The 23304-nt window shown below is 70.6% G+C and carries 21 protein-coding genes; 8 read left to right on the top strand and 13 right to left on the bottom strand.

The window, feature by feature from the left end; translation table 11 throughout:
* Positions 1–11: 11 nt before the first annotated feature.
* Positions 12–1160 (bottom strand): zinc-dependent alcohol dehydrogenase, encoded by a 1149-nt coding sequence (locus tag IM787_RS05540; RefSeq protein ID WP_193675656.1) that lies wholly within the window; start codon positions 1158–1160, stop codon positions 12–14.
* Positions 1161–1307: 147 nt separating this feature from the next.
* Here IM787_RS05540 and rocF point away from each other — a divergent pair, with 147 nt between their 5' ends.
* Together rocF and IM787_RS05530 are read left to right on the top strand one after the other, a co-directional pair.
* Positions 1308–2216, top strand: coding sequence for an arginase (rocF, locus tag IM787_RS05535; RefSeq protein WP_193675655.1), 909 nt, complete (start codon positions 1308–1310; stop codon positions 2214–2216).
* Between the two features lie 8 nt (positions 2217–2224).
* Complete coding sequence (locus IM787_RS05530) at positions 2225–5002, top strand: PAS domain-containing protein (protein WP_193675654.1); 2778 nt, start codon at positions 2225–2227, stop codon at positions 5000–5002.
* On the opposite strand, the gene IM787_RS05525 is transcribed toward IM787_RS05530, so the two are convergent.
* Genes IM787_RS05525 through IM787_RS05515 form a run of 3 tightly spaced genes read right to left on the bottom strand, consistent with a single transcriptional unit; the run spans position 4989 to position 7428 of the window.
* Positions 4989–5624, bottom strand: coding sequence for an HAD family hydrolase (locus tag IM787_RS05525; RefSeq protein ID WP_193675653.1), 636 nt, complete (start codon positions 5622–5624; stop codon positions 4989–4991). The two genes, IM787_RS05530 and IM787_RS05525, sit on opposite strands and share 14 nt — an antisense overlap.
* 12 nt (positions 5625–5636) lie before the next feature.
* Positions 5637–6605, bottom strand: a complete 969-nt coding sequence (locus IM787_RS05520) for a zinc-binding dehydrogenase (protein WP_193675652.1) — start codon at positions 6603–6605, stop codon at positions 5637–5639.
* 1 nt (position 6606) lies between these two features.
* Positions 6607–7428 (bottom strand): enoyl-CoA hydratase, encoded by an 822-nt coding sequence (locus IM787_RS05515; RefSeq protein ID WP_193675651.1) that lies wholly within the window; start codon positions 7426–7428, stop codon positions 6607–6609.
* 193 nt (positions 7429–7621) lie between these two features.
* Here IM787_RS05515 and IM787_RS05510 point away from each other — a divergent pair, with 193 nt between their 5' ends.
* Positions 7622–8122 (top strand): pyridoxamine 5'-phosphate oxidase family protein, encoded by a 501-nt coding sequence (locus tag IM787_RS05510; RefSeq protein WP_193675650.1) that lies wholly within the window; start codon positions 7622–7624, stop codon positions 8120–8122.
* Positions 8123–8150: 28 nt separating this feature from the next.
* Here IM787_RS05510 and IM787_RS05505 read toward each other — a convergent pair whose 3' ends face one another.
* The 7 genes from IM787_RS05505 to IM787_RS05475 form a co-directional block, all read right to left on the bottom strand.
* Positions 8151–8561: a c-type cytochrome gene (locus IM787_RS05505; protein WP_354004357.1), complete on the bottom strand. Its 411-nt coding sequence runs from the start codon at positions 8559–8561 to the stop codon at positions 8151–8153.
* On the bottom strand, positions 8558–8884 hold the full coding sequence (locus IM787_RS05500) for a plastocyanin/azurin family copper-binding protein (RefSeq protein ID WP_227494132.1): 327 nt from the start codon (positions 8882–8884) through the stop codon (positions 8558–8560). Before IM787_RS05500 ends, IM787_RS05505 begins: the two co-directional genes overlap by 4 nt.
* Positions 8885–8907: 23 nt before the next feature.
* The gene (locus tag IM787_RS05495; protein WP_193675648.1) at positions 8908–10491 is read right to left on the bottom strand and encodes a methyl-accepting chemotaxis protein; all 1584 of its coding nucleotides are present in this window, start codon (positions 10489–10491) and stop codon (positions 8908–8910) included.
* A gap of 9 nt (positions 10492–10500) precedes the next feature.
* Positions 10501–11538, bottom strand: a complete 1038-nt coding sequence (locus IM787_RS05490) for a cytochrome-c peroxidase (protein ID WP_193675647.1) — start codon at positions 11536–11538, stop codon at positions 10501–10503.
* A 171-nt stretch (positions 11539–11709) separates the two neighbouring features.
* Positions 11710–12411 (bottom strand): D-Ala-D-Ala carboxypeptidase family metallohydrolase, encoded by a 702-nt coding sequence (locus IM787_RS21755; RefSeq protein WP_354004356.1) that lies wholly within the window; start codon positions 12409–12411, stop codon positions 11710–11712.
* 10 nt (positions 12412–12421) lie between these two features.
* Positions 12422–14167, bottom strand: coding sequence for a RecQ family ATP-dependent DNA helicase (locus IM787_RS05480; RefSeq protein WP_193675646.1), 1746 nt, complete (start codon positions 14165–14167; stop codon positions 12422–12424).
* A 5-nt stretch (positions 14168–14172) separates the two neighbouring features.
* Entirely contained in the window at positions 14173–14514 is a 342-nt protein-coding gene (locus tag IM787_RS05475; protein WP_193675645.1) for a hypothetical protein, read from the bottom strand.
* Positions 14515–14672: 158 nt separating this feature from the next.
* Between IM787_RS05475 and IM787_RS05470 the strand changes: the two genes are divergently transcribed.
* The 3 genes from IM787_RS05470 (at position 14673) to IM787_RS05460 (ending at position 18499) form a co-directional block, all read left to right on the top strand.
* Positions 14673–16214 carry a class I adenylate-forming enzyme family protein gene (locus IM787_RS05470; protein ID WP_354004355.1) on the top strand — a complete coding sequence of 514 codons (1542 nt, stop codon included), beginning with the start codon at positions 14673–14675 and terminating at the stop codon, positions 16212–16214.
* 169 nt (positions 16215–16383) lie between these two features.
* Positions 16384–16644, top strand: a complete 261-nt coding sequence (locus IM787_RS05465) for a hypothetical protein (protein ID WP_193675643.1) — start codon at positions 16384–16386, stop codon at positions 16642–16644.
* A gap of 157 nt (positions 16645–16801) precedes the next feature.
* Positions 16802–18499: a methyl-accepting chemotaxis protein gene (locus IM787_RS05460; RefSeq protein ID WP_193675642.1), complete on the top strand. Its 1698-nt coding sequence runs from the start codon at positions 16802–16804 to the stop codon at positions 18497–18499.
* On the opposite strand, the gene IM787_RS05455 is transcribed toward IM787_RS05460, so the two are convergent.
* Positions 18386–21349: an L-glutamate gamma-semialdehyde dehydrogenase gene (locus IM787_RS05455; RefSeq protein WP_227494131.1), complete on the bottom strand. Its 2964-nt coding sequence runs from the start codon at positions 21347–21349 to the stop codon at positions 18386–18388. The two genes, IM787_RS05460 and IM787_RS05455, sit on opposite strands and share 114 nt — an antisense overlap.
* 97 nt (positions 21350–21446) lie before the next feature.
* Here IM787_RS05455 and IM787_RS05450 point away from each other — a divergent pair, with 97 nt between their 5' ends.
* On the top strand, positions 21447–21926 hold the full coding sequence (locus IM787_RS05450; protein ID WP_193675640.1) for an Lrp/AsnC ligand binding domain-containing protein: 480 nt from the start codon (positions 21447–21449) through the stop codon (positions 21924–21926).
* A gap of 71 nt (positions 21927–21997) precedes the next feature.
* Entirely contained in the window at positions 21998–22546 is a 549-nt protein-coding gene (locus tag IM787_RS05445; protein ID WP_193675639.1) for a DUF3617 domain-containing protein, read from the top strand.
* A 10-nt stretch (positions 22547–22556) separates the two neighbouring features.
* Here IM787_RS05445 and IM787_RS05440 read toward each other — a convergent pair whose 3' ends face one another.
* On the bottom strand, positions 22557–23249 hold the full coding sequence (locus IM787_RS05440) for a YggS family pyridoxal phosphate-dependent enzyme (RefSeq protein ID WP_193675638.1): 693 nt from the start codon (positions 23247–23249) through the stop codon (positions 22557–22559).
* Positions 23250–23304: the final 55 nt, after the last annotated feature.

Raw genomic sequence — 23304 nt, 5'->3', positions numbered from 1 at the left:
CGCGGCTCCGATCAGTGCATGGCCGGCAGCAGCACGGGCTTGATGCAGTTGTCCAGCTTGCTGGAGAAGATGTGGTACGCGTCCGCCACGGCCTCCAGCGGGAACCGGTGCGTGATCACCTCGCTCGGCTTGATGCGGCCGGCCTGGATGTGCTCGATCAGGCGCGGCAGGTGGCGCTTGACGCTGGCCTGGTTCGCGCGCAGCGTCAGCCCCTTGTTCACGACGTTTCCGATCGGGACCATGTTGAAGGTCGGGCCGTACACGCCGACGATGGACACCGTGCCGCCCTTGCGCACGGAGTTGATGCACCAGTGCAGGACGGTCGCCGCTCCGGCCTGGAGTTTCAGCTTGACGCCTGTCAGATGCTGCAGCGCGTTGCCGGTGGCCTCGGCGCCGACGGCGTCGATGCACACGTCCGCACCCAGCCAGTCCGTCATCTTCTTGATGTGGATGGCCATGTCGTCGACTTCCTTGAAGTTGACGATCTCGCACTGGGCGAAGTTGCGCACGAACTCCAGCCGGTACTCCACATGGTCCACCACGATCACGCGGCCGGCTCCCATCAGCCAGGCCGACTTGGCGGCGAAGATGCCGACCGGCCCGGCGCCGAACACCACCACGGTGTCGCCTTCGCGGATGCCGCCCATCTCGGCGGCCTGGTAGCCGGTCGGGAAAGCGTCGGTCAGCAGCACGGCATCGTCCTCGTCCATGTCCGGCGGCAGCACCGTCGGCCCGACGTCGGCCATCGGCACGCGGACCAGCTCGGCCTGCCCGCCGTCGTAGCCGCCGGTGGTGTGCGAATAGCCGAAGATGCCGCCGACGGCCGTGGCCGACGGGTTGGTGTTGTGGCAGTTGGAGAACAGCTCCTTCTTGCAGAAGTAGCAGGTGCCGCAGAAGATGTTGAACGGCACCAGGACCTTGTCGCCCTTCTTCAGGTTCTGCACCGAGGGGCCGACCTCCTCGACGATGCCGCAGAACTCGTGGCCGAAGGTCATGCCGACGCGCGTGTCCGGCACCAGGCCATGGTAGAGGTGCAAGTCGGAACCGCAGATGCACGAGCGCGTCACGCGCACGATGGCATCGTTGGGGTGTTCGATCTTCGGCTCCGCCTTCTCGGCAGCGCGCACGCGGTACGGCCCGCGGTAGTCCATCGCCAGCATTCGTGACTCCCTGTTTCTGTGAAGGACCATTCTCTGGATTCGAACCCAGCCTTGGGTGTCGGCGATGCATCCTGTAGCAATCCTCCCTGTGGGACGGCGCTTGCGACAGAATGCACGCAGCAGCCCGGCAGGAGAAACGACGCGCGCATGACGACAGTGAGCCTCATCGGTGCCCCGACGGACGTCGGGGCCAGCGTGCGCGGCGCCGGGATGGGGCCGGACGCCTTGCGCGTCGCCGGCATCGGCGAGGCGCTGCGCGCGCACCGCTTCGATGTCATCGATCGCGGCAACCTCGCGGGGCCGCCGAACCCCTGGCGCGCGCCGGTGAACGGCATGCGGCACCTGCCCGAAGTCGTCGCGTGGAACCGCTCGGTGTTCGAGGCGGTCTCCACCGCCCTCGCGATGGAGCACGTGCCGCTGCTCATGGGCGGCGACCATTGCCTCGCGATCGGCTCGATCAGCGCCGTGGCGCGCCACTGCCGCCAGCACCGCAGGAACCTGCGCGTGGTCTGGCTCGACGCGCACACCGACGTGAACACGGAAGCCATCAGCCCCAGCGGCAACCTCCACGGCATGCCGGTCGCCTGCCTGCTCGGGCACGGTCCGCCGGACCTGGTGGGCTGGAGCGGTGAACGCGCCGCGCTGCAGCCGGGCGAGATCGACTTCATCGGCATCCGCAGCGTCGACGCCGACGAGAAGCAGGCGATCCGCGCGCTCGGCCTGCAGGTCTTCGACATGCGACACATCGACGAGCACGGCATGCGCAACACCATGACCGAGGTGCTGCAGGACGTCGACGAGGACACGCACATCCACGTGAGCTTCGACCTGGATTGCCTGGACCCGCTGGACGCGCCCGGCGTGGGCACCGGGGTGCGCGGCGGGCCCACCTACCGCGAGATGCAGCTTTGCATGGAAATGGTGGCGGACACCGGCCGGCTCCGGTCGCTCGACGTGGTGGAGATCAATCCGGCGCTGGACGTTCGCAACCGCACGGCGGAACTGGCCGTGGACTTCATCCAGAGCCTGTTTGGCGCCTCGACGCTCGCGCGGTAGAGTTGCGCGTGGATTCCAGACCCGGCACCGGCCCCGATCTCCAGCAACGCGAGGACAGCCGCGTGCGGGCGCTGCAGCGCCTGGGCATCCTGGACACGCCGGCCGAGGCCCTGCTGGACAGCCTGGCGCGCGCGGCCTCGGCGGCTTGCGGGACGCCGTACGCCATGGTCAACCTGCTGGACCGGCGCCGCCAATGGACCAAGGCGCAGGTGGGGAACCTCGCGCCGCAACTCCCCCTGGAAGAGTCGATCTGCACCTTGGTCGTCGCGGCCGACGCCACGGTGGAGATCCCGGACCTGCGGGCCGACCCGCGCACGACCGGCAAGGCCTGCGTGGGGGATCCGGCGAACCTGGCCTTCTACGCCGGCGTGCCGCTGCGCACGCCGGAGGGCGAGGCCATCGGCACCCTGTGCGTGCTCGACGTGCAGCCGCGCGCCGGCCTGACGGCGGCGCAGCGCGGCACGCTGGAGGAACTGGCGCGCACCGTGATGCAGGCGCTGCTGCTGCGGCAGGCGGCGCACCATGCCGTGCAGTCCTCCAGCGAGCAGATGTTCCGGCGGCTGTCCGAAACCTGCCCGCTCGGCATCTTCCACACCGATGCCCAGGGCAAGGTCATCTACCTGAACCCGGAGTCGGCGCGCATCTTCGGCCGCTCGCGGGAGGACCTCCTCGGCGACGACTGGATCGAGAGCGTGGAGCCGGAAGACCGCGACGCGGTGGTCTCGTCCTGGCAGCAGGCCGCGGCCGGAGGGCATCTGTTCGACAGCACCTACCGCATCCGCCACCCGGGCGCGGACGTGGCGCACGTGCGGGTGCGCGCCCAGGCCGTCGTGCTGCCCGACGGCTCCGCGGGCGGATACGTGGGTTCGGTGGAAGACGTGACCGAAAGCCAGCGCGCGCGTGCCGCGCTGGAACGCAGCCAGGAGCGCCTGCACCGCGCCCTCGAAGGCTCGGGCCTGGCCCTGTGGGACCTGGACCTGGTGCACGGCACCCTGTACCTGTCGGAACAGTGGTCGGTGATGCTGGGCGGGCCGCCGCGCGAAACGCGCTGCACCGCGCAGGAACTGCTCGACCTGGTGCCGACGGAGGACCTGCCGCACATCCAGCAGGCGCTGGAGCCGGTGGTGCGCGGCATCTCGCCGCACTACCGCGTCGAGCACCGCGTGCGGCGCGCGGACGGTTCGCTGGTGTGGATCAGCAGCGAAGGCCGGGTGGCCGACCGCGCCGACAAGGGGCCGCCCCTGCGCATGGTGGGCACCAACCGCGACATCACGCTGCACCAGCAGGCCGAACAGGACCTGCGCGAGGCGCGCGACGCCGCCGATGCGGCGAACCGCGCCAAGAGCCAGTTCCTGGCGACCATGAGCCACGAGATCCGCACGCCGCTGAACGGCATCATCGGCATGACCAAGCTGCTGCTCGACGAACAGCTGCCGGCCGGCGTGCGCCAGCATGCGGACCTGATCGACCGCAGCGCGAATTCGCTGCTGGCGCTGGTCAACGACATCCTCGACGTCTCGAAGATCGAGGCGGGGCAGATGGAGATCGAGCGGGTGCCGTTCGACCTGCACGAGCTGGTCGAGGACATCGCCACCCTGTACCGCCTGCGCGCGACGGAGAAGAGCCTGCTGTTCCGGGTGAAGGTCGATCCGGGCGTGCCGCAGCTGGTGCAGGGCGACCCGATGCGCATCCGCCAGGTGCTGGTGAACCTGCTGGGCAACGCGCTGAAGTTCACCAAGAGCGGCTGGATCGGGCTGGACCTGCGCGGCCGCGCCGAAGGCGACCACTACCTGCTGGAGTTCAGCGTGGTCGACACCGGCATCGGCATCCCGCCGGACGTGCAGCCGCAGCTGTTCACCCGCTTCATGCAGGCGGACAGTTCCACGTCCCGCCGCTTCGGCGGCAGCGGCCTGGGCCTGGCCATCGTGCGGCAGCTCGTGGAGTTGATGGACGGCAGCGTCAGCGTCAAGAGCGTGCCGGGCAAGGGCTCGCGCTTCATCGTGCGGCTGCCGGTGCAGGAGGCGCACGAGGCGCCCGCGCTCACCGTCTGGAACGACCTGCCGGTGGAGAGCCAGGGCGCCCGCGTGCTGATCGCCGAGGACAACACGACCAACCAGGTGGTCGCCTTCGGCATGCTGCGCAAGCTCGGCTACGACGACGTCAACGTGGCCAACGACGGGGTCGAGGCCTACCAGATGGCGCTGGCGGAACGCTACGACGTGATCCTGATGGACTGCCAGATGCCGGAAATGGACGGCTACGAGGCGACCCGCCGCCTGCGCTCGGCGGGCTGCACGTCGGCCATCGTCGCCATGACCGCCAACGCCGTGCAGGGCGACCGCGAGCGCTGCCTGGCGGCAGGCATGAACGACTACCTGACCAAGCCGGTCGACCTGAAGCAGCTGCGGGCCACCATGGCACGCTGGGCCGGGGCGAATGCGTCGAAGCTGGGGGACCTGCCGCTGTTCAGCGCCGAGGCGATGCATTCGCGGTTCGGCGGGGATGCCGAGCTGCAGCAGATGGCGCTGTCCACGTTCATCGAAAGCACGCCGCCGCTGCTGGCCAAGCTGCGGGCGGCGCTCCAGGCCGGCAACCGCGCGCTGATCAAGCTGCACGCGCACTCCGCCAAGGGCGGCGGCGGCATGATCTCGGCGGAGCGCTACGCCGCGCTCGCCGCCCTGATCGAGGAGCGCGCGGACGACGCGCCGCTCGAGGACCTCACGCGCTGGGCCGACGACATGGAGCGCGCCTTCGGCGAGTTCCAGGCGATCGTCACGGTGCGCTAGCCGCGCCCAGCAGCCCGCGCTCCTCCAGTGCCGCCCGCACGTCCGCCGGCGTGGTCACCAGCACGGCCTGCAGGCCGCCGGCGCGCGCGCCGTCGACGTTCGCCCGCAGGTCGTCGAACAGCAGCACCTCCGGCGGCGGCAACCCGATCTCGTGCAGGACATGCCGGAAGGATTCCGGGTGCGGCTTGCGGTGGCCGATCTCGTGCGAGGCGAAGACGCGCGTGAAGCGGCGCAGCAGTTGCGGCACGATGCGTTCCATCTCCGCGAGGTGCACGGCGTTCGTGTTGCTGATGGCGTAGCAGGGCACGCGCACCCGCTCGAGCAGCCCCGCGGTTTCGGCGATCTCCCCGACGAGGATGGCGTTGAAGCCGGCCTGCACGGCGGCCGCGTCGCAATCCAGCTCCAGCAGCTCGCGCAGGTGCGCGAAGTAGCCTTCGGCGGGCAGGGCGCCGGTCTCGTGCCGCTCGTACGGTTCGTCGAAGCCGAAGCGCTCGCGCAGCGCATCCGGCGCCAGCCGCGAGTGCCGCTGCCAGGCGGCCAGCGCGCGCCCGAAATCGATGTCGAGGACGACGCCGCCCAGGTCGAACAGGACGGCGCGGGCGGGAACGGGCGGTGGGGGCATGCCGGTCCCGCCTCAGGCCGTGACGACGATCTTCCCTACGTGGGCATCCGCTTCCATGTACCCGCGGGCCGCCGGCAGCTCCGCCAGCGGGAACACGCGGTCGACGAGGGGCCGCAGCTTGCCCGTGGCCACCAGCGGCAGCAGCTCGCGCTCGAACTGCGCGGTCGCCTCGGCCTTGTGAGCCGGCGTCGTCATCTTGTTCGACACGCCGAACAGCACCAGGCGCTTGGCATGCAGCGCCTGCAGGTCGATCTCGGCCTTCAGCACGCCGTCGACGTAGCCGACGGTCGCCAGCCGGCCCTGGAAGGCCAGGCAGCGCACGCATTCCGCGAACATGCTGCCGCCGACATTGTTGACGACCAGGTTCACGCCGACGCCACCGGTGGCGTCCATCACCTTCGAATGGAAGTCGGGGGCGCGGGTGCACACCGCGACATCGAGGCCCAGCGCCTGCAGCTTCGCCAGCTTCCCAGGCGAACCGGAGGTGCCGATCACCCGGGCGCCGATCGCCTGGGCGACCTGCAGCGCGGCGACGCCGACGCCGGAGCTCACCCCCGTCACCAGCAGCCAGCCGCCGGCGGCCAAGCCGCCCTGCAGCGTCAGCATGTCCTGCGCCACCATGTACGTCGTCGGCAGCGCGCCGGCTTCCTCCCAGGTCAGGCCTTCGGGCACGGGCAGGGCTTCCGCTTCGTTGGCCAGCACGAACTCCGCCAGGCCGCCGGGGAACCTGCCCATCACCCGTGCGCCGGGCTGGAAGCGCCGGCAGCCGGCGCCCGCTTCCACCACTTCGCCGGCCGCCTCGATGCCGAGCGCCTTGGAGGTGCCCGGCTTCACCAGGCCGCCGATGATGAATTCGCCCCGGTTCAGGCCGGCGGCGCGCACCCGCACCAGCAGCTGGCCGGGACCCGGCCGCGGCACCGGCACATCGCGCAGTTCGAGCTTCGCCTCGCTCTCCGTCACGTTCATCCACCAGGCGTGCATCTCATTTCCCCCGGAACACCGGCTTGCGTTTTTCCATGAAGGCGCGGCGGCCCTCGGCGTAGTCTTCGCTGTCGAAGCATTGGCGGATGAGCTGCTGGCACAACGTGCGGTCCAGGCCGGCATCGTCCTTCAGGAGTTCCTGCAGGATGCGCTTGCCCGCGTGGACCGTGAGCGGTGCATTCTCGGACATCGCGAGCGTGTACTCGCCCAGCAGCGCCGGCAGGTCGGCGGCGGGGCACGCCCGCGAAACCAGCCCCACTTCCTTCGCCTCCTGCGCGCCGATGCGGCGGCCGGTGAAGAACAGGTCCTTGGCCACGCCCACGCCGACCAGGTGCACCAGGTTCTTCAGGGCCGACAGGCGATAGCCCAGGCCGAGCCGCGCCGCCGGGATGGCGAACGCGGCATCGTCGGCGGCAATGCGGATGTCGCAGCTGATCGCGACGTTCAAGCCGCCGCCGATGCAGTAGCCGCGGATGCAGGCGAGCGTCGGCTTGGCGCAGCGGTAGATGGCTGCCAGGGCGTCCTCGGCGATCGTCTCGTAGTGCGCCACGGCCTCTCGGGCGGCGCGCATGTCCTCGAACTGCGAGATGTCGGCACCGGAGGCGAAAGCCGTCTCGCCGGCGCCGGAGAAGACGACGAGGCGGATCGCATCGTCGCGCTCGGCCTGCGCCAGCAGCGGCGGGATCGCCTGCCACATGTCGACCGACAGCGCGTTGTGCCGCGCCGGGTGGTCGAAGCGGATGTGCAGGGTGGACGCCTCGGTCCACGCCTGCACGCGTCCGGTCGGCGATGCGTAGGCCGACGTCACCTGGGGTTCTGTCATGCGTGCTCCTGGAAGCGCGCAGTATGCGGCCGCGGTCGCGGCGCGCCAAACCGGGTCGTCCCCTCGGCGGCGGCCCTGCAGGCGATCCGTCGGGGCGCCATCGTGTAGTCGCGGGCGTACACGCGGACCACGCCGCCCCCGACGGTGGCGCGGCCGTGGGCGCCGCAACATGTCATGTGACAAAGGAGCCCCGATGAACGAAACCAAGCACAACCACGAGGTCCTCTGGGACCTGATCAAGGACACCCGCTTCTGCATGCTGTCGCACCGGCATGCCGACGGCTCGCTCCACTCGCATCCGCTGACCATGCAGAACAAGGCGCTGGACGAAGGCGACATGGTCTGGTTCTTCGTCAGCCGCACCACCGAAGTGGGCCAGCGGCTGCGGCAGGACGGCAACGTCAACCTCTCCTTCGCCAACGTCAAGGACGACACCTGGGTGTCGATCACGGGCACCGCGAGCGTGATCGAGGACCTGCAGAAGAAGAAGGACCTGTTCAACCCGATCGCCAAGGCCTGGTTCGACGGCCCGGAAGACCCGAACCTGGAACTGGTCGGCGTCCGCATCGAGGAAGCGGAATTCTGGAACGTCAAGGAAAACAAGCTGCTGCAGCTGCTGAAGATGGGCACGGCCGCCGTCACCGGCAACCGGCCCAAGATGGGCGAGCACAAGGAAATCCACTTCAACAACTGACCGGGAGGGGCCCCTGGGCCCTTCTTCGTCAGCGCTGTTCGCGCAGCGAGACCAGGTAGGTGGTCACGTCGGCGATCTGCTCGTCGGTGAGTTCCTCGCCCCACGGTGGCATGTACTCGGAACGCGCCATGGCCTTGCCGCCGCGGCGGATGATCTGCTGCAGGTACTGCGCGTTCTTCTCGCTCGCCCGCAGGTTGGCCGGCTTCGGGTCGTACAGCCGGGCCGCGCGGCCGGCGCCGTCGGCATTCGGGCCGTGGCAGGTGACGCAGTAGTTGAAGAACACCAGGCTGCCGCGGAAGACCGCGGCGTCGGGGCCATCGCGTGCCAGCAGGGGCTTGGCCGTGGCCGAGACCACCTGCGCATACGCGCCGCTCAGCTGCGCCTGCGCGGAGGCGCCCAGGCACGAGAACGCCAGGGCCGCCAGCAGGCGCAGGTTCACTTGCGGACCTCGATCACCATCTTCATGTCCGGGTGCACCGCGCATTCGACGTCCACCAGGCCGGGCTTGTCCATGACCACGGACTTGGCGAGGCCCTGGCCGTAGGAGCCGAGGTCGAAGCTCTTGGTGTCCGAGAGCGAGAAGACGTTGTGCGCGAACGGGTCATCGTTGACGAACTTGACGCTGTCGCCGACCTTCACGGCCATCTTCTGCGTCGAGAAGGCCTTGCCTTTCTGGCTGACGACATGTTCCCCCGCCTGCGCGTACGCGGCGGCGGCGGCGAGCAGGAGCACGCTGGCGAGGGTGGGACGGATGTTCTGCATGGTGTTCTCCCGGGAAGTACCGTTCAGTTCTGGAGGTTGGACAGGCGCTGCAGCAGCGCGGTGGAGGTGTGGGTCAGCGAAGCGGCGGTCTCGTCGAGCAGGCGCGCATGGCGCAGGCCGTCCTCCAGCGCACCGGCGAGCGCGCCCGATTCGGCGTCCATCGCCTGCACCCGGTCGACCTGGCGCTGGAAGCTGCCGCGGAAGCCCTGCACCTCGTTGTGCATCCCGTCGAGCAGCGCCTGGTTGGAGCGCGCGGAGCTGTCCAGCGCGGCGATGCGGCCGGCGCCCTGGTCCATGAGCGCGCTGGTCTCCTGCACCGCCCGGGTGGTCGCGCCCAGCTGGCGCGTGATGTCTTCGCTGGCGCGCCGGATCTGCAGCGCGGCTTCCTGCGTGTCCTCGGACAGCCGCCGCACCGAATTGGCGATCACGGAGAAGCCCCGGCCGGCCGTGCCCGCGCGCGCGGCCTCCACCGCTGCGTTCAGCGACAGCAGCCGGGTGGTGGAGGCGATGCCGTCGATCTGGTCGGCGAAGCGCGTGATCTCGCTGCGGCTGCGGCTCAGGGACTGCGTCGCCTCCAGCAACTGGTGCAGGCGCGCGGTCATCGCGTGGATCTGGCCCGCCACGGAAGACGCTTCGTCCGCGTGCAGCCGCGACATGCCGGCGGAGGACTTGCACGTGTCGCTGATCTGCTCCACGTCGCGCAGGCAGCGCTCGGCTTCCTGCGTCATGGCCTGGGAGGAGCCCTGGAAGCGCTCCAGCAGCACGCGCAGGCGGTGGTTCGCCTGCTGGACGTCGGCGTTGAGCGTGTCCAGCTGGCGTCCGCCCGTGTCGAGTTCGCGGGCGCTGTGGGCCACCTCGTCCAGCAGCTGTTCCACGGGGCTGAAGCGGCGCATCAGCCGGCGGTAGAACGCCAGGCCCAGCGCGGTGCTCGCCGCCGCGGCGCCGGCCAGGGCGTAGAGGATCCGCGTGAACAAGGCGCTGCGCTCGGTGGAGGCGCGGGCGCGCTGCGCCACCTGCTCCTCCAGGATGCGGGCCGACACGGCGTCGATGCGCCTGAGCGGTTCGGCGATCGCCTGCTGCGCCGACACCGCCTCCTGCCGCTGGCCCTTGCGGGCGAGCACGATGACGTTGACGCGCGGCGCCTTGACGCCGTCGACCAGGCGGCTCATCTCCACGACGCCGCCGTCGTCCGGCAGCGCGGTGCGCAGGGCCGTGACGGCGTCTTCCAGGCGCGATGCCGCGGCGATCGAGGCGACGGCCGCGGCGCGCACGCGGGCCGCGTCGTCCTCCACCATCGCCTGCGCAAGATGGCGTTCGACGTCGACGACCGCGATGCGTGCATCGGCGGCGGCGCGGGTGCGCAGCTCGTTGGTCGCCTCGGCCAGCGCGACTTCGCGGATGACGTGCCACATCGCCAGGCCCGACAGGACCGCGACGACCACCACCAGGCCGGTGACGGTCGTCGCGAACCAGGCCAGCTGGCGCTTCCACTGCGCGACGGCACTGCCCGACGTGTTCCGCCGCGGGGAAGCGGCGGCCCGGCGTTCGGTGCCGGTGAAGGGGGGCGGCGCGGCGAGCGGCGCGACGAGGACCGCGGGTTCGCTCATCCACCTTTCCTATCGCAGCGGCAACTTCGGCGGCACGAAGGCGGACTGGCGGCCGGACAGCGCGCGCATGAAGGCGATCAGGTCTTCCTTGTCCTGCTCGGTGAGGTCCAGCTTGCGCACTTCCGGCGAGACGTTGGAACGGTCGTCGCCGCCGCGCGCGTAGTGGTCCACCACGTCGCGCAGCGTTTCGGCCGAGCCGTCGTGGTAGTAGGGCGCCCCGAACTCGACGTCGCGCAGCGTCGGCGTCTTGAACGCGCCCTTCATCGCGGCGACCTGGCGGATGTTGAAGCGGCCGAGGTCCGGCTTCGCGCCGTCGGCGGTCTTGATGCCGATGTTGTGGAAACCGTTGTCCGTGAAATTCGGGCCGTTGTGGCACGAGGCGCAGTTGCCTTTCGCCGGGTCCAGGAAGACCTTGTAGCCGCGGTACTGCTGCGGCGTGATCGCGCTGGTGTCGCCGGCGACCCAGCGGTCGAACGGCGAGTCGTTGGAGATCACGCTGCGCTGGAACACCGACATCGCCTTGGCGATCGTCTCCTCGTTCACCGGTTCGCCGGGGTAGGCCTCGGCGAAGAGGTCCTGGTACTCCCGCATGCCGGCGACGCGCTGGGCGGCTGCCGCGAACGCCGCCTTGCTCAGGTGGCGGTGCGGCCCGATCGCCTGGTCTTCCAGCGACTTCTTGCGGCCGTCCCACATGAACTGGGTGTTGTAGGCGATGTTGACGATGGTGGGGGAATGGCGTGGGAGCACGTCGCCGTTGGGCAGGATCGGCAGCTTGCGGCCGTCGGTCCATTGCATGTGCGGCAGGTGGCAGGACGCGCACGACATCGCGCCGCTGTCGGAGATGCGGTGGTCGAAGAACAGGACCTTGCCGAGTTCGACGCGCGCCGGCGTCGTGACGTTGTCGGCGGGCATCGGATACGTGGCCGGCAGGCGCCAGGCCTGGTCGGCGGCCGTCGGCGCCGGGACGTTGCCGGTGAGGGTGGCGCAGCCCGCGGCCAGGAGGGCGGCGGCGGCCATACCGAAGGCGATGCGTGACTTGTGGGTCATGGTGCTCCTCGTGACAAATTCTTGATCTGTGTCACTCTAGGACACACTTGCTACAGAATGCAACGGCCATGCGGCCCCGGCGGCGACCGTTCAGGGGAGATTGCGCACCGGCCGTCGGGCCCGCGCGCAGTCTGGGCAGAGGTGCCGGCTTGCTGCAATGCAGCAGCGCGCTCAGCGCAGGCAGTAGCTGCTGCCCCGGCCGTGGCTCGCGCCCCAGGTGCGGTAGCCGTTGCGGTCGATGTGGATGCGGCCGGTGGGATAGCGGCTCACACCCATGTTCCAGGCCGCGCCTTCCTCGCGCCAGAACCGGCACAGGCGGTCCGCGGTCGCCGCGTCGAGCGGGGCGATGTCGACGGCGAAGCGCAGGTGCGAACTGCGCGCCGCGCCGCCGGCACAACGGTTCAGGCCGGCGGGCCGATACGCCGACACCACTTCGAACTCCGGCAGCACGCCGCGCGTGTGCAGCTCCTGCAGCAGGCTCAGCACGTCGCGCACCTCGGGCCAGAGCTCCGGCGGCGGCAGCTGGAAGGGTTCCGCGCGGCATTCCTTCCACATCGATGCGCTGCGCAGCAACTGGTAGGTCGGTGCAACGCGCGCCACCTTCTCGTACACCAGGAAGGCCTCGAAGGCCTCCACCTCCGCCTCGCGGCCGCTGCGCCAGCGGGTGAAGAGCACGGCGTCGCGCTCGTCGTCGGTCAGCACGCGGGGCGTGACGGGAGAAGGTTCCGGCGCGGACGGGACGGCCGGCGCCGAGGGCGCCGGCGCGGGGGGTGCAGGCGGCGGTGCCGGTGGACTCACGGGGCGCGGCGTGCAGGCCACGGCGGCGGCCAGCAGCGGGGCCAGCCAGAAGCCGGATCGCAGTCTGCGCCGCACGCGACGGCTCCTAGCCCGGGCTGCTGGCGGCGGTGGCCCCGGTGCTGCCTTCGGCGCGCCGCGCGCGGGCGCGGCGCACGTATTCCGGCAGGAAGCTGCGCCGGCTGCGGTCCGCGAAGACGACGGTCACCTGGGTCGCGCTGGCTTCTTCCACGACGCCACGGCCGTAGCGCCGCACCTCCACCAGGTCGCCGCGGGTAAAGGTCGCCGCCTCCTCGTGTTCCGCTTCGGCGGGCGCGGCGGGCGCCGGGGCGTTGCGCAGCAATTCCTCCACCACCGCCTCGTGCGCCTTGATGCGGCGGCAGTTGTCGCAATGCTCGCAGCGCTCCAGCGAAGCGTCGCCCTCCAGGTGCTCGAGCAGCACCCGCCAGCGGCACTGCCCGGTCTGGGCGTAGAAGACCATGCGTTCGAGGGCTTCGCGGTCCAGGTCGCGCTTGCGGCCGTAGCCTTCGGTGAGTTCCCGCATGCGTTCGCCCGTCGCGTGCTTGCCGGCGAGCTTCAGCGTGCCGTCCCGCGCCTGCACGACCAGCTTGTCCTTGCGCAACAGGCCGAGCGCCACCTGCAGCTTGGATTTCGGCCGGCCGACCTTCGCCTGCAGCAGCGGCAAGGTCCAGGCTCCACCCTCCACCGGCGTGTCCTGCAGCGCGCGCATGATGGCCTGGGCGTCCTCCTCACTCGGGTACCGGCCCGCCATGAAGAACTGCTGGATCGCCTTGTCGCCGCGCAGGAACAGCAGCGTGCAGCGCGCCGTGTCGCCGTCGCGCCCGGCGCGCCCCGCCTCCTGGTAGTAGGCCTCGAGCGTGGCCGGCAGCTGGTAGTGGACGACGAACCGGATGTCCGCCTTGTCGATGCCGAGGCCGAAGGCGTTGGTGGCGACCATCACCCGCCGCTCGCCGCCCATGAAGGCCTCCTGCGCCGCCGTGCGTTCCGCGGAGGGCAGCTTGCCGTGGTAGAGGCCCACCGACTCGCCGGCGGCCAGCAGGGCCTCGTACACCGCCTGCGCGGCCTTCACCGTGGCCGTGTAGACGATGCCGCTGCCCGGCGTGCCGTGCACGAGCTTGACCACCTGCGCCAGCTTGTCCGCCTCCTTCGCGACCGGCAGGACACGCAGGTCGAGGTTGCGGCGGTAGGCGCTGGTGTTGACGAGGCCGTCTCGCGGGATGCCGAGCTGCTTGCAGATGTCCTGGGCGATCTCGTCCGTGGCGGTGGCGGTGAGCGCCAGCACCACCGGCTTGCCCAGGCGCTGCACGGCCGGGCCGATCTCGAGGAAGGCCGGACGAAAATCGTGGCCCCAGTGCGAGATGCAGTGCGCCTCGTCCACCGCCAGCAGGCTGATGGGATGCGCCCGCAGCTTCTCAAGGAAGGCGGGGTCGGCCATGCGCTCCGGCGTGGTCATCACGATGCGGGCGCTGCCGTCGGCCACGGCTTCCTCGGCCGCCCTGGCCTCGTCGCCTTCCACCGCGCTGTTCACCTGCACCGCGGCGATGCCGAGCGCGCGCAGCGACTCGCACTGGTCCTTCATCAACGCGATCAGGGGCGAGATCACGACCGTGCGGCCTTCCAGCAGCAGCGCCGGCAGCTGGTAGCACAGCGACTTGCCGGCCCCGGTGGGCATCACGGCCAGGGTGGGGCGGCCCGAAAGGATCCGTTCGATGACGGCGGACTGGCCGGGGCGCAGCCGTGGCAGGCCGAAGGTTTCGCGCAGCACGGTGCGCACGCGCCGCAGGTCGGCGGCGTTCGATGCGCGTCGGGTCATGCGGCCTACTTCTCGGTGTCCGAAGCGTCGTCGTCGGCCATCGCCTGCACGTCGTCCGCATCGAGGTCGGTCATCTCCATGCCGTCCGGGTCGGCTTCGGGGAAGCCTTCGCCTTCGGCCAGGTTGACCACGCGGTCCGGCAGGATGTCGCCGCCTTCGCGCGCGTCGCGTCCCGCCACGGCACCCCGCGAGCCGGTCCCGACCGAATCGCTGTCCTCGTGGACTTCGGTGGTGCCGATCGCGTCGCTGCCGCTGTCCGAGTTGTCGCTCGGGCCCAGCAATTCCGCGTCCCGGCCGCTCGGCTGGGCAGGCGCCGAATCGGCGCCGAGGATGCTGCTGTATGCCATGGGGTTCTCCTCTGGGGAAACTGGATGCGGCCAGTCTGGCCCGGGCCCCGCCAGCGCAGCGTCGGCACCCGCGCCCGCGCGCTGTCGGACGCAGCCGTCGCCCTGGCAACATCGTTCGCGCCGCGCCTCACGTACAGTGCGGCGCAAAGGAGACTTCCGTGCCTGCTGCCCCCGCTCCCGCCCCTGCGGGCCTGCCGCCGTTCCGCGCGCTGCCCGACCTCATCCGCGAGCACGCGCAGGCGCATCCGGACCGCACGGCCCTGCGCCAGGGCACGGCGCGCATGCCCTGGGGCGCGCTCGACGCCTTCGCCGACCGCGTGGCCGCCACGTTGCAGCGGCATGGCGTGCAGCCGCGGCAGAGCATCGCGATCTGCGGCCTGAATTCGATCGCCTACCTGGCCTTGTTCCTCGGCGGCCTGCGCGCCGGCTGCGCGGTGGCGCCGCTGCCCACGGGCACCACGAACGACCAGCTGGCCGGGATGGTGCGCGACAGCGGCGCGCGCTTCTTCTTCACCGACGCGCACGTGCCGGAACTCGACACCGTGGTGCCACGGATCCGCATGGACCTCGCCACCGGCGCCCGTAGTCTGCAGGAATGGCTGGCACCGGAAGGTGCACGTCCCGAGCCGGTCGCGATCCAGCCGGAGTGGCCCTTCAACATCATCTATTCGTCCGGCACGACCGGCACCCCCAAGGGCATCGTGCAGCCGCACGCGATGCGCTGGGCCCACGTGGCGCGGGCCGACAACTACGGCTACGGGCCGGACGCCGTCGCCCTCGTCGCCACCTCGCTGTGTTCCAACACCACGCTGGTCGCGGTGTTCCCCTGCCTGGCCAAGGGCGGCGCGGTCGTGATGACCGAGGGACGCTTCGACCCGCGCGCATACCTGGCGCTGGCGCAGGAAGCGCGCGCCACGCATGCCATGCTGGTGCCCGTGCAATACCAGCGCCTGATGGCGGTGCCGGAGTTCGACGCCTACGACTTGTCGTCCTTCCACATGAAGTTCTGCACCAGCGCGCCGTTCTCCGCGCAGCTGAAGGCGGACGTGCTGGCCCGCTGGCCGGGCGGCCTGGTCGAGTACTACGGCATGACCGAGGGCGGCGGCACCTGCATCCTCGAAGCGCACGACCATCCCGACAAGCTGCACACGGTGGGGCGGCCGGCCGACGGCCACGACATCCGCCTGATCGACGAGGACGGGCGCGAAGTGCCGGCGGGAGAACTGGGCGAGGTGGTGGGACGGTCCGGCTCGATGATGACGGCGTACCACAACCAGCCGGCGAAGACGCGCGAGGCCGAGTGGTACGACGCGCAAGGCAACCGGTTCATCCGCACCGGCGACGTCGGCCGTTTCGACGCCGACGGCTTCCTCACGCTGATGGACCGCCGCAAGGACATGGTGATCAGCGGCGGCTTCAACATCTACCCGAGCGACCTGGAAGCCGTGCTGCGGCAGCACCCTGGCGTGGCCGAGGCCGCCGTGGTGGGCGTTTCTTCCGCGGAGTGGGGGGAATCGCCCGTGGCGTTCGTGGTCCCGGCGGCCGGCGCCCCGTCGGAAGCCGACCTGCGGGCGTGGGCGAACGAGCGCCTCGGCAAGACGCAGCGCCTGGCCGGCGTGCGCTACCTCGCGGAGCTGCCCCGCAGCGACATCGGCAAGGTGCTCAAGCGGCAGTTGCGCGACACCTGGACGGCTGGCTGAGCCCGCGACGGGGCGGCGGCTGACAGGGCATTGCCGCCCTTTCGACGGCTATGGCCGTGCTTGCCGCTGACGCGGCAAGACAATGCGCGCCGTCCGGGACACCCACGCATGGACCACAGGGATGCGCCTGGCACGGGCGCATGCTGGCGCGGTACCAGGGAGATGCTCCATGAAATACATGCACAAGGCCATCTGGCAATCCGACGGCAACCTCGTGATCCGCGGCAACAGCCGCGCGCTGCTGTTCCGTGCGCTGGAAGACTTGCGCGCCGACCTCGTCGGCCGCGGCGACGATGCGGAGCCGCTCCAGCGCACGCTGGCCGCGTTGCAGGAAGTGCTCGGTGCCTACGACGGCCGGCTGCCGAGTGCGACCGAACTCCTCGGCGACCCGGTGAAGCAGCGCGTCGCGCAGAACCTGCTCAGGGGCTGAACCCCGGCGGGCGCGGCCGCCCGCCTGCGCACTTTTGCGCAACTCCTCCCGTTGCCCGTTCGATGCGGGCAACGCCCCCTCGCTTCCGGCTTGCCTGAAGCTTGCAATTGATGCAAATTGCAACAAACAGCCGCCTTGCGGCAAACGAGGGGACGCGATGGGATTCTTCCGTAGCCGCGGCATTGCCGTCCGGATGGGCGTGGGCTTCGGTGTCCTGCTCGCCCTGCTGGTCGGGGTCGCGGGCTTCAGTGCCTACCAGCTGCAAAGGCAGCAGCTGCAGGCCGAAAACCTGGTGGAAGAGCACATCGGCCTGCTCGATGCGGTCGGCCTGATGCAGGACATCGCGCTCCAGCGCGAGATGCTGGTGCGCGAACTCGCCTTCAACGGCGATCCTGCGGCGCAGGAAGAGACCTTGCGCAAGCTGCAGGCCAACGGCATCCGGTGGGAAGGGGTGGCGCGTCGCCTGGTGACCGTTTCCGAACTCGCCCGCAACGAACGCGCGCGCGAGGCCAGCCGCGTCGTCCTCGGCGTGGCGGCGAAGGTAACGGCATTGGAGAAGCCCGTCCTGGGTGAGCAGGCGACGCCCGGCACCGCCGAGGCCGCGCGCGCCCTGGCGCAGCAGGTCACCCCGCACTACGCCGAACTGCAGGGGATGCTCCGGGCCTTCTTCAGCTCCACCAAGGCCGACGCCGACCTCTCCGTCGCCGACACGCGCGCCGACCACCAACGCCTGCTCAAGGCGCTGGCGGGGCTGGCGGGCGGCGCCGTGCTGTTCGGCGTGCTGGTCGCGTACTTCATCACGCGCGGCGTGGTCCGGCCGCTGGCGGCGGCGCGTGGGGCCGCCTTGCAGGTGGCGCAGGGCGACCTGTCCCACGAGATCCGCTGGAAAGGTTCGGACGAGATCGCGCAGCTGGTCGGTTCGCTGGAATGGATGCGCATGTCGCTGGCCGAAGCGGTGGGCGACATCCGCCAGGCGGCCGACGGCGTGCAGTCCGGGTCGCGCGAGATCGAGCATGGCAACGCCAGCCTCTCGGCACGCACCGAAACGCAGGCCGCCAACCTGGAGGAGACGGCGTCCAGCATCGAGGAGCTCACGGCGACGGTCAAGCAGAACGCGGACGGTGCCGGCCGCGCCAGCCAGCTGGCGCGCGACACGACGGGCGTGGCCCGGCGCGGCGGCGAAGCCGTGCGCGGCGTGGTCGCCACGATGCAGGGCATCCATGAAGCATCGCGCCGCATCGCCGACATCACCGGCGTGATCGACGGCATCGCGTTCCAGACCAACATCCTCGCCCTGAACGCAGCGGTGGAAGCGGCCCGGGCCGGCGAGCAGGGCCGCGGTTTCGCGGTCGTGGCGGCGGAGGTGCGGTCGCTCGCCCAGCGTTCGGCGCAGGCGGCCAAGGAGATCAAGTCGCTGATCCAGGACTCCGTGGCGCGCGTCGAGGGCGGCGTGCAGCAGGTGGACGTCGCCGGCCGCACGATCGACGAGATCGTCATTTCGGCCACCGAGGTCGACCGCCTTATCGCCGAGATCGCGGCCGCCAGCACGGAGCAGCTGGCCGGCATCGAGCAGGTGAACAGCGCGATCACGCAGATGGACGGCACGACGCAGCAGAACGCGGCGATGGTGCAGCAGGCCGCATCCGCCGCCGAGCACCTGGCGCGCGAGGCCGACGTGCTGGTGCGCACCGTGGCGAAGTTCCGGCTGGCGGGCGAGGCCGCCGAAGGCGCCGCGCTGGCGTCAGGCGAGGAGCGCGACGTTGCCGCCGGCGGCCGTGGTGTTGATGGTCAGCGTCTGTTCGGCGCAGAAGCGCTGCAGATAGTGGGGCCCGCCGGCCTTGGGGCCGGTGCCTGACAGGCCTTCGCCGCCGAAGGGCTGCACGCCCACGACGGCGCCGATCATGTTGCGGTTGACGTAGACGTTGCCGGTCCGCGCCTCGCGGGCCAGCGCCTCGGCGCGGCTGTCGATGCGGGTCTGGATGCCGAGCGTGAGCCCGTAGCCGACCCGGTTGATCGCGGCGATCACCTCGCGCGGGTCGCCGCCCCAGCGCACCACGTGCAGCACCGGCCCGAAGATCTCGTGCCTGACGTCCTCCAGCGACTTCACCTCGAAGGCCTGCGGCGCGAGCAGTCTCGTGCCCGGCTCGAAGGGCGACGGCGCCAGCAGCGGCGTCGCTTCCCTTTGCAGCCTCTGCAGGTGGCGCTGGAGGTTGCTCCATGCGTCGTCGTCGATGACGGGTCCGAGGTCCGTGCGCCACTGCGCCGGGTCGCCGGCGACCAGTTCGCGCGCGGCGCCCTGGATCATCGCGATGACGGTGTCGGCGACGGCCTCGTGCACGCACAGCAGGCGCAGCGCGGAGCAGCGTTGCCCGGCGGAACGGAAGGCGCTCTGCACGACGGCGTCGGCGACCTGCTCCGGCAGCGCCGTCGAATCCACCAGCATGGCATTGATGCCGCCGGTCTCCGCGATCAGCGGCACGATCGGGCCGTCCTTCGCCGCGAGCGCACGCTGGATGGTCTTGGCCACCTGGGTCGAACCGGTGAACACGACGCCGGCGATGCGTGGCTCGGCGACGAGGGCGGCGCCGACGGTCTCGCCTGGCCCGTGCAGCAACTGCAGCGCGTCGGCCGGGACGCCCGCGGCGTGCAGCAGGCGCACCGCTTCCAGCGCGACGGCCGGCGTCTGTTCGGCGGGCTTCGCCAGCACCGTGTTGCCCGTGGCGAGCGCCGCGGCGACCTGCCCGGTGAAGATCGCCAGCGGAAAGTTCCAGGGGCTGATGCACACCCACGGCCCGCGCGCGGTGAGGCGCAGCACGTTGCTTTCGCCGGTGGGGCCGGGCAAGGGGACCGGCTGCATGATGCGCTCCGCCTCGCTGGCGTAGAAGCGCAGGAAGTCGATCGCCTCCCGGACTTCGGCCACGGCGTCGCCCCAGGTCTTGAAGCCTTCCTTCACCAGCAGCGCGCAGAAGCGCGGCAGGTCCGCTTGCATCGCGTCGGCCGCGTCCCGCAGGACACTCGCGCGGTGTTCCACCGGCGTGCGTTCCCAGGCGTGCCCCGCGGCGAGCGCGCGCTGCACGGCTTGCGGCACCTGGGCCGGATCCGCCGGCGCAACCGCCGGCACGTCCGCCTGCGCGAAGGCTTCCTCGAGCGCGGCACGCGACGACGCAACGGCCAGGTCCAGCCCGCGGCTGTTCGGCCGCACCGCCCCGTACAGCTGCGGCGGCAGCGGCAGGGAAGGCTGCGCCGCCAGGTGCAGCGGCGACCGCAGCAGTGCGTCCATGCCGACGGATTCGTCGGCCAGCTGGTGCACGAAGGAGGAATTGGCGCCGTTCTCCAGCAGGCGGCGCACGAGGTAGGCGAGCAGGTCGCGGTGCTGCCCGACCGGTGCATAGACGCGGCAGGCGAGCTCCGGGTCCCGCAGCACTTCGCGATAGATCCCTTCGCCCATGCCGTGGAGGCGCTGCAGTTCGAACTTCGCGCCGGTGCGCCGCGCCATCTGCACGATCGCCGCGATGGTACCGGCGTTGTGCGTCGCGAACTGCGGGAAGATCACGTCCTGCGCTTCGAGCAGCGCGCGGGCGCAGGCCAGGTACGACGCGTCGGTGTGGTGCTTGTGGGTGAAGACGGGGTAGTGGGGCAGCCCGAGTTCCTGGGCGCGCTTGATCTCGGCGTCCCAGTAGGCGCCTTTCACCAGCCGGCACATGAAGCGCAGGCCATGTTGCCGCGCGACCTGCGCGACGTGCGCGACCAGCTCCACCGCGCGGGTCTGGTACGCCTGCAGCGCCAGGCCGAACCCGTGCCATTGCGGATGCTCCTGCGCCACTCGCGCCGCGAGGGCCTCGAACACTTCCAGCGACAGCTCCAGCCGGTCGACTTCCTCGGCGTCGATGGTCAGGTTGATGTTGGCTTGCGCGGCGCGGCGGCACAGCGTCCACACCCGCGGCACGAGTTCCGAGAGCACGCGGTCCCTTTGCAACGCTTCGTAGCGCGGGTGCAGCGCGCTCAGCTTGATGGAAATGCCGTCGTTCCCCTGCACCGCCGCTCCCGGCTGCGCCGCGCGCGCGATCGCCGCGATCGCGTCCTCGTAGTGCGCCAGGTAGCGGGCCGCATCTTCGGCAGTGCGCGCCCCTTCGCCCAGCATGTCGTACGAAAAGCGCAGGTTCGCCTGCCGGCGCCGCGCGCCCGCGGCTTCCCGCATGGCTTCGGCGATGTCCTGGCCCAGCACGAACTGCCGCCCGAGCAGTTGCACGGCACGCAGCGTCGCGCCGACCACCGTCCGGGCGCCCAGCCGCGCGAGCACGCCGCCTTCCGCCTGCGCGCCGTCCCCGGGCAGGAAGCGCTTGGACAGGGCGATGGCGCTGTGCGAAAGGCGCGACAAGGCGTTCTCGGGCGATCCCTCGAAGTCCGCGCGCGAGAGCTGGTCGGCGGTGAGGGCGATCGCGGTCTCCGCGTCCGGCACCCGCAACAGCGCCTCGGCCAGGCGCATCAGGGCCAGCCCCTCCGCGCTGGAGATCGGGTACTCCTTCAGCAGGCTCTCCATCGCCCAGAACGGCGGCGGGTTGCGCCGCACGGCGGCGACCCAGGGGGCGGCGACAGCGGCGGCGCCGGCCCAGTCGAGCGCACCTTGCAGGGACTGCAGGCGGTCGGCCACCACGGTGGCTTCGGGCCGGTACGGGTCGGGCAGGCGCTGGAGGGAGTGGGGCATGGGAATCATGGCTTGGCTGGATTTCCCCGCATGTTCGCTGGCTTCAACCCGAATGTTTCGCTAAAGTCGTCCTGAACGACGGAGGAAAATTCGGGCGATGGACGCCAATGCCCCCGATATCGACCGCATCGACCTGCGCATCCTGGAGGTGTTGCAGGCCGACGGCCGGATCTCCAACCTGAAGCTGGCCGAGGCCGTGTCGCTGTCGGCGACCGCGGTCCTCGCGCGGGTGCAGCGCCTCACGCGGGACGGCTACATCCTCGGCTACGAGGCGCGGCTGGCGCCGCAGAAGCTCGCCGCCGGACTGCTGGTGTTCGTCGAGGTGCTCCTGGACCGCACCACGCCGAACGTCTTCGAGGCGTTCAAGGCGGCGGTGCAGGTGCAGCCGCGGATCCTGGAGTGCCACATGGTCGCGGGCGGCTTCGACTACCTGCTGAAGACGCGGATGGCCGACATGCAGGCGTACCGCGACTTCGCGGGCACGGTGCTGTGGCAGTTGCCCGGGGTCCGCGAGACCCGGACCTATGCGGTCATGGAGGAAGTGAAGAACAGCACGCGGCTGCCCCTGGGGCTGTAGCTTTCGCGCGATGCCCATCTGGGCAGCCGCCGCGGCCGGCGCCAGAATCGGCGTTTTCGACCGGAGACCCCATGCGCTTCCACTCCCTCCTCGCCGCCGCCCTGCTGGCCGGCGCCGTCCTGCCCGCCGCCGCCCAGTCGCTGAAGCCCGGCCTGTGGGAAATCCACAACAGGATGGACAACCCCGAGATGAACCAGGCGATGGCGCAGATGCAGAAGGAACTGGCGGGGATGTCGCCCGCGCAGCGCAAGCAGATGGAAGCCGCCATGGCGCAGCAAGGCGTGAAGATGGCGGGACCCGGCACCACCGGCGGGATGGTCGTGCAGGCCTGCATGACCAAGGAAATGATCGAGCGCAACGACATGCCGCTGCAGGAAGGCTGCCGCATGACGAAGAACGACCGCAGCGGCAACACCGTGAAGATGGCGTTCACGTGCAGCAACCCGCCGTCGTCCGGCGAGGGCCAGTTCACCTACACGAGCGCCGAGGCCTACACCAGCCAGATGACGGTGCGCAGCACCGCGCAGGGCAAGGAGCAGGTGACGAAGATGAACGCCACCGGCAAGTGGCTCAAGGCGGACTGCGGCAACCTGAAGCCCGTCGGCACGCCGAAGAAATAGGACGCGCCGGTCAGCGCGCGGCCCCGCGGCCCCCGAAGATCGCGGTGCCCACCCGCACCATCGTGCTGCCCGCGTGGATCGCCGCTTCCATGTCGGCGGTCATGCCCATCGACAGCGTGTCGAGCGGCAGGCCCGCGTCCCGCAGGTCCTCGAACAGCGTCCGCGCCTTGCGGTGCACGGCCAGCTGCCCGGCGAAATCGTCCACCGGCTCCGGGATCGTCATAAGGCCGCGCAGCGCCAGCCGGGGCAGCGCGTGCACCTCGCGCGCCAGCGCCAGCACCTCGCCCGGCGCGACCCCGGACTTGGACGGGCCGCCGTCGATGTTCACCTGGATGCACACCGCCAGGGGCGGCAGGTCCGCCGGCCTCTGCTCGTTCAGGCGCTGGGCGATCTTCAGGCGGTCCACCGTCTGCGCCCAGTCGAAGTGCGTGGCGACCAGCCGGGTCTTGTTGCTCTGGATCGGGCCGATGCAGTGCCATTGCAGGTCGAGATCGGACAACAGCAGCTGCTTTTCCACTGCCTCCTGGATGTAGTTCTCGCCGATCGCGTTCGCGCCCGCCGCATGGGCCTCGCGCACCGCGTCGGGGCCGAACGTCTTGGCCACGGCAAGCAGCGTGACTTCGTTCACGTCGCGTCCCGCAGCCGCACACGCCGCGGCGATCCGCGCGCGCACGCTCTGGAGGTTCAAAGCAATCGTCGTCATAATGGCTCGGCCATGGGCGCCGCTGCGACGCCTCGGGTGAGGACCATAAAGAGAA

The sequence above is a fragment of the Ramlibacter pallidus genome (assembly GCF_015070875.1).
In the GTDB taxonomy this organism is placed as follows: domain Bacteria; phylum Pseudomonadota; class Gammaproteobacteria; order Burkholderiales; family Burkholderiaceae_C; genus Ramlibacter; species Ramlibacter pallidus.
Note: the sequence above shows the minus strand (reverse complement) of the source record. Positions and strands in the feature narration are given on the sequence as shown.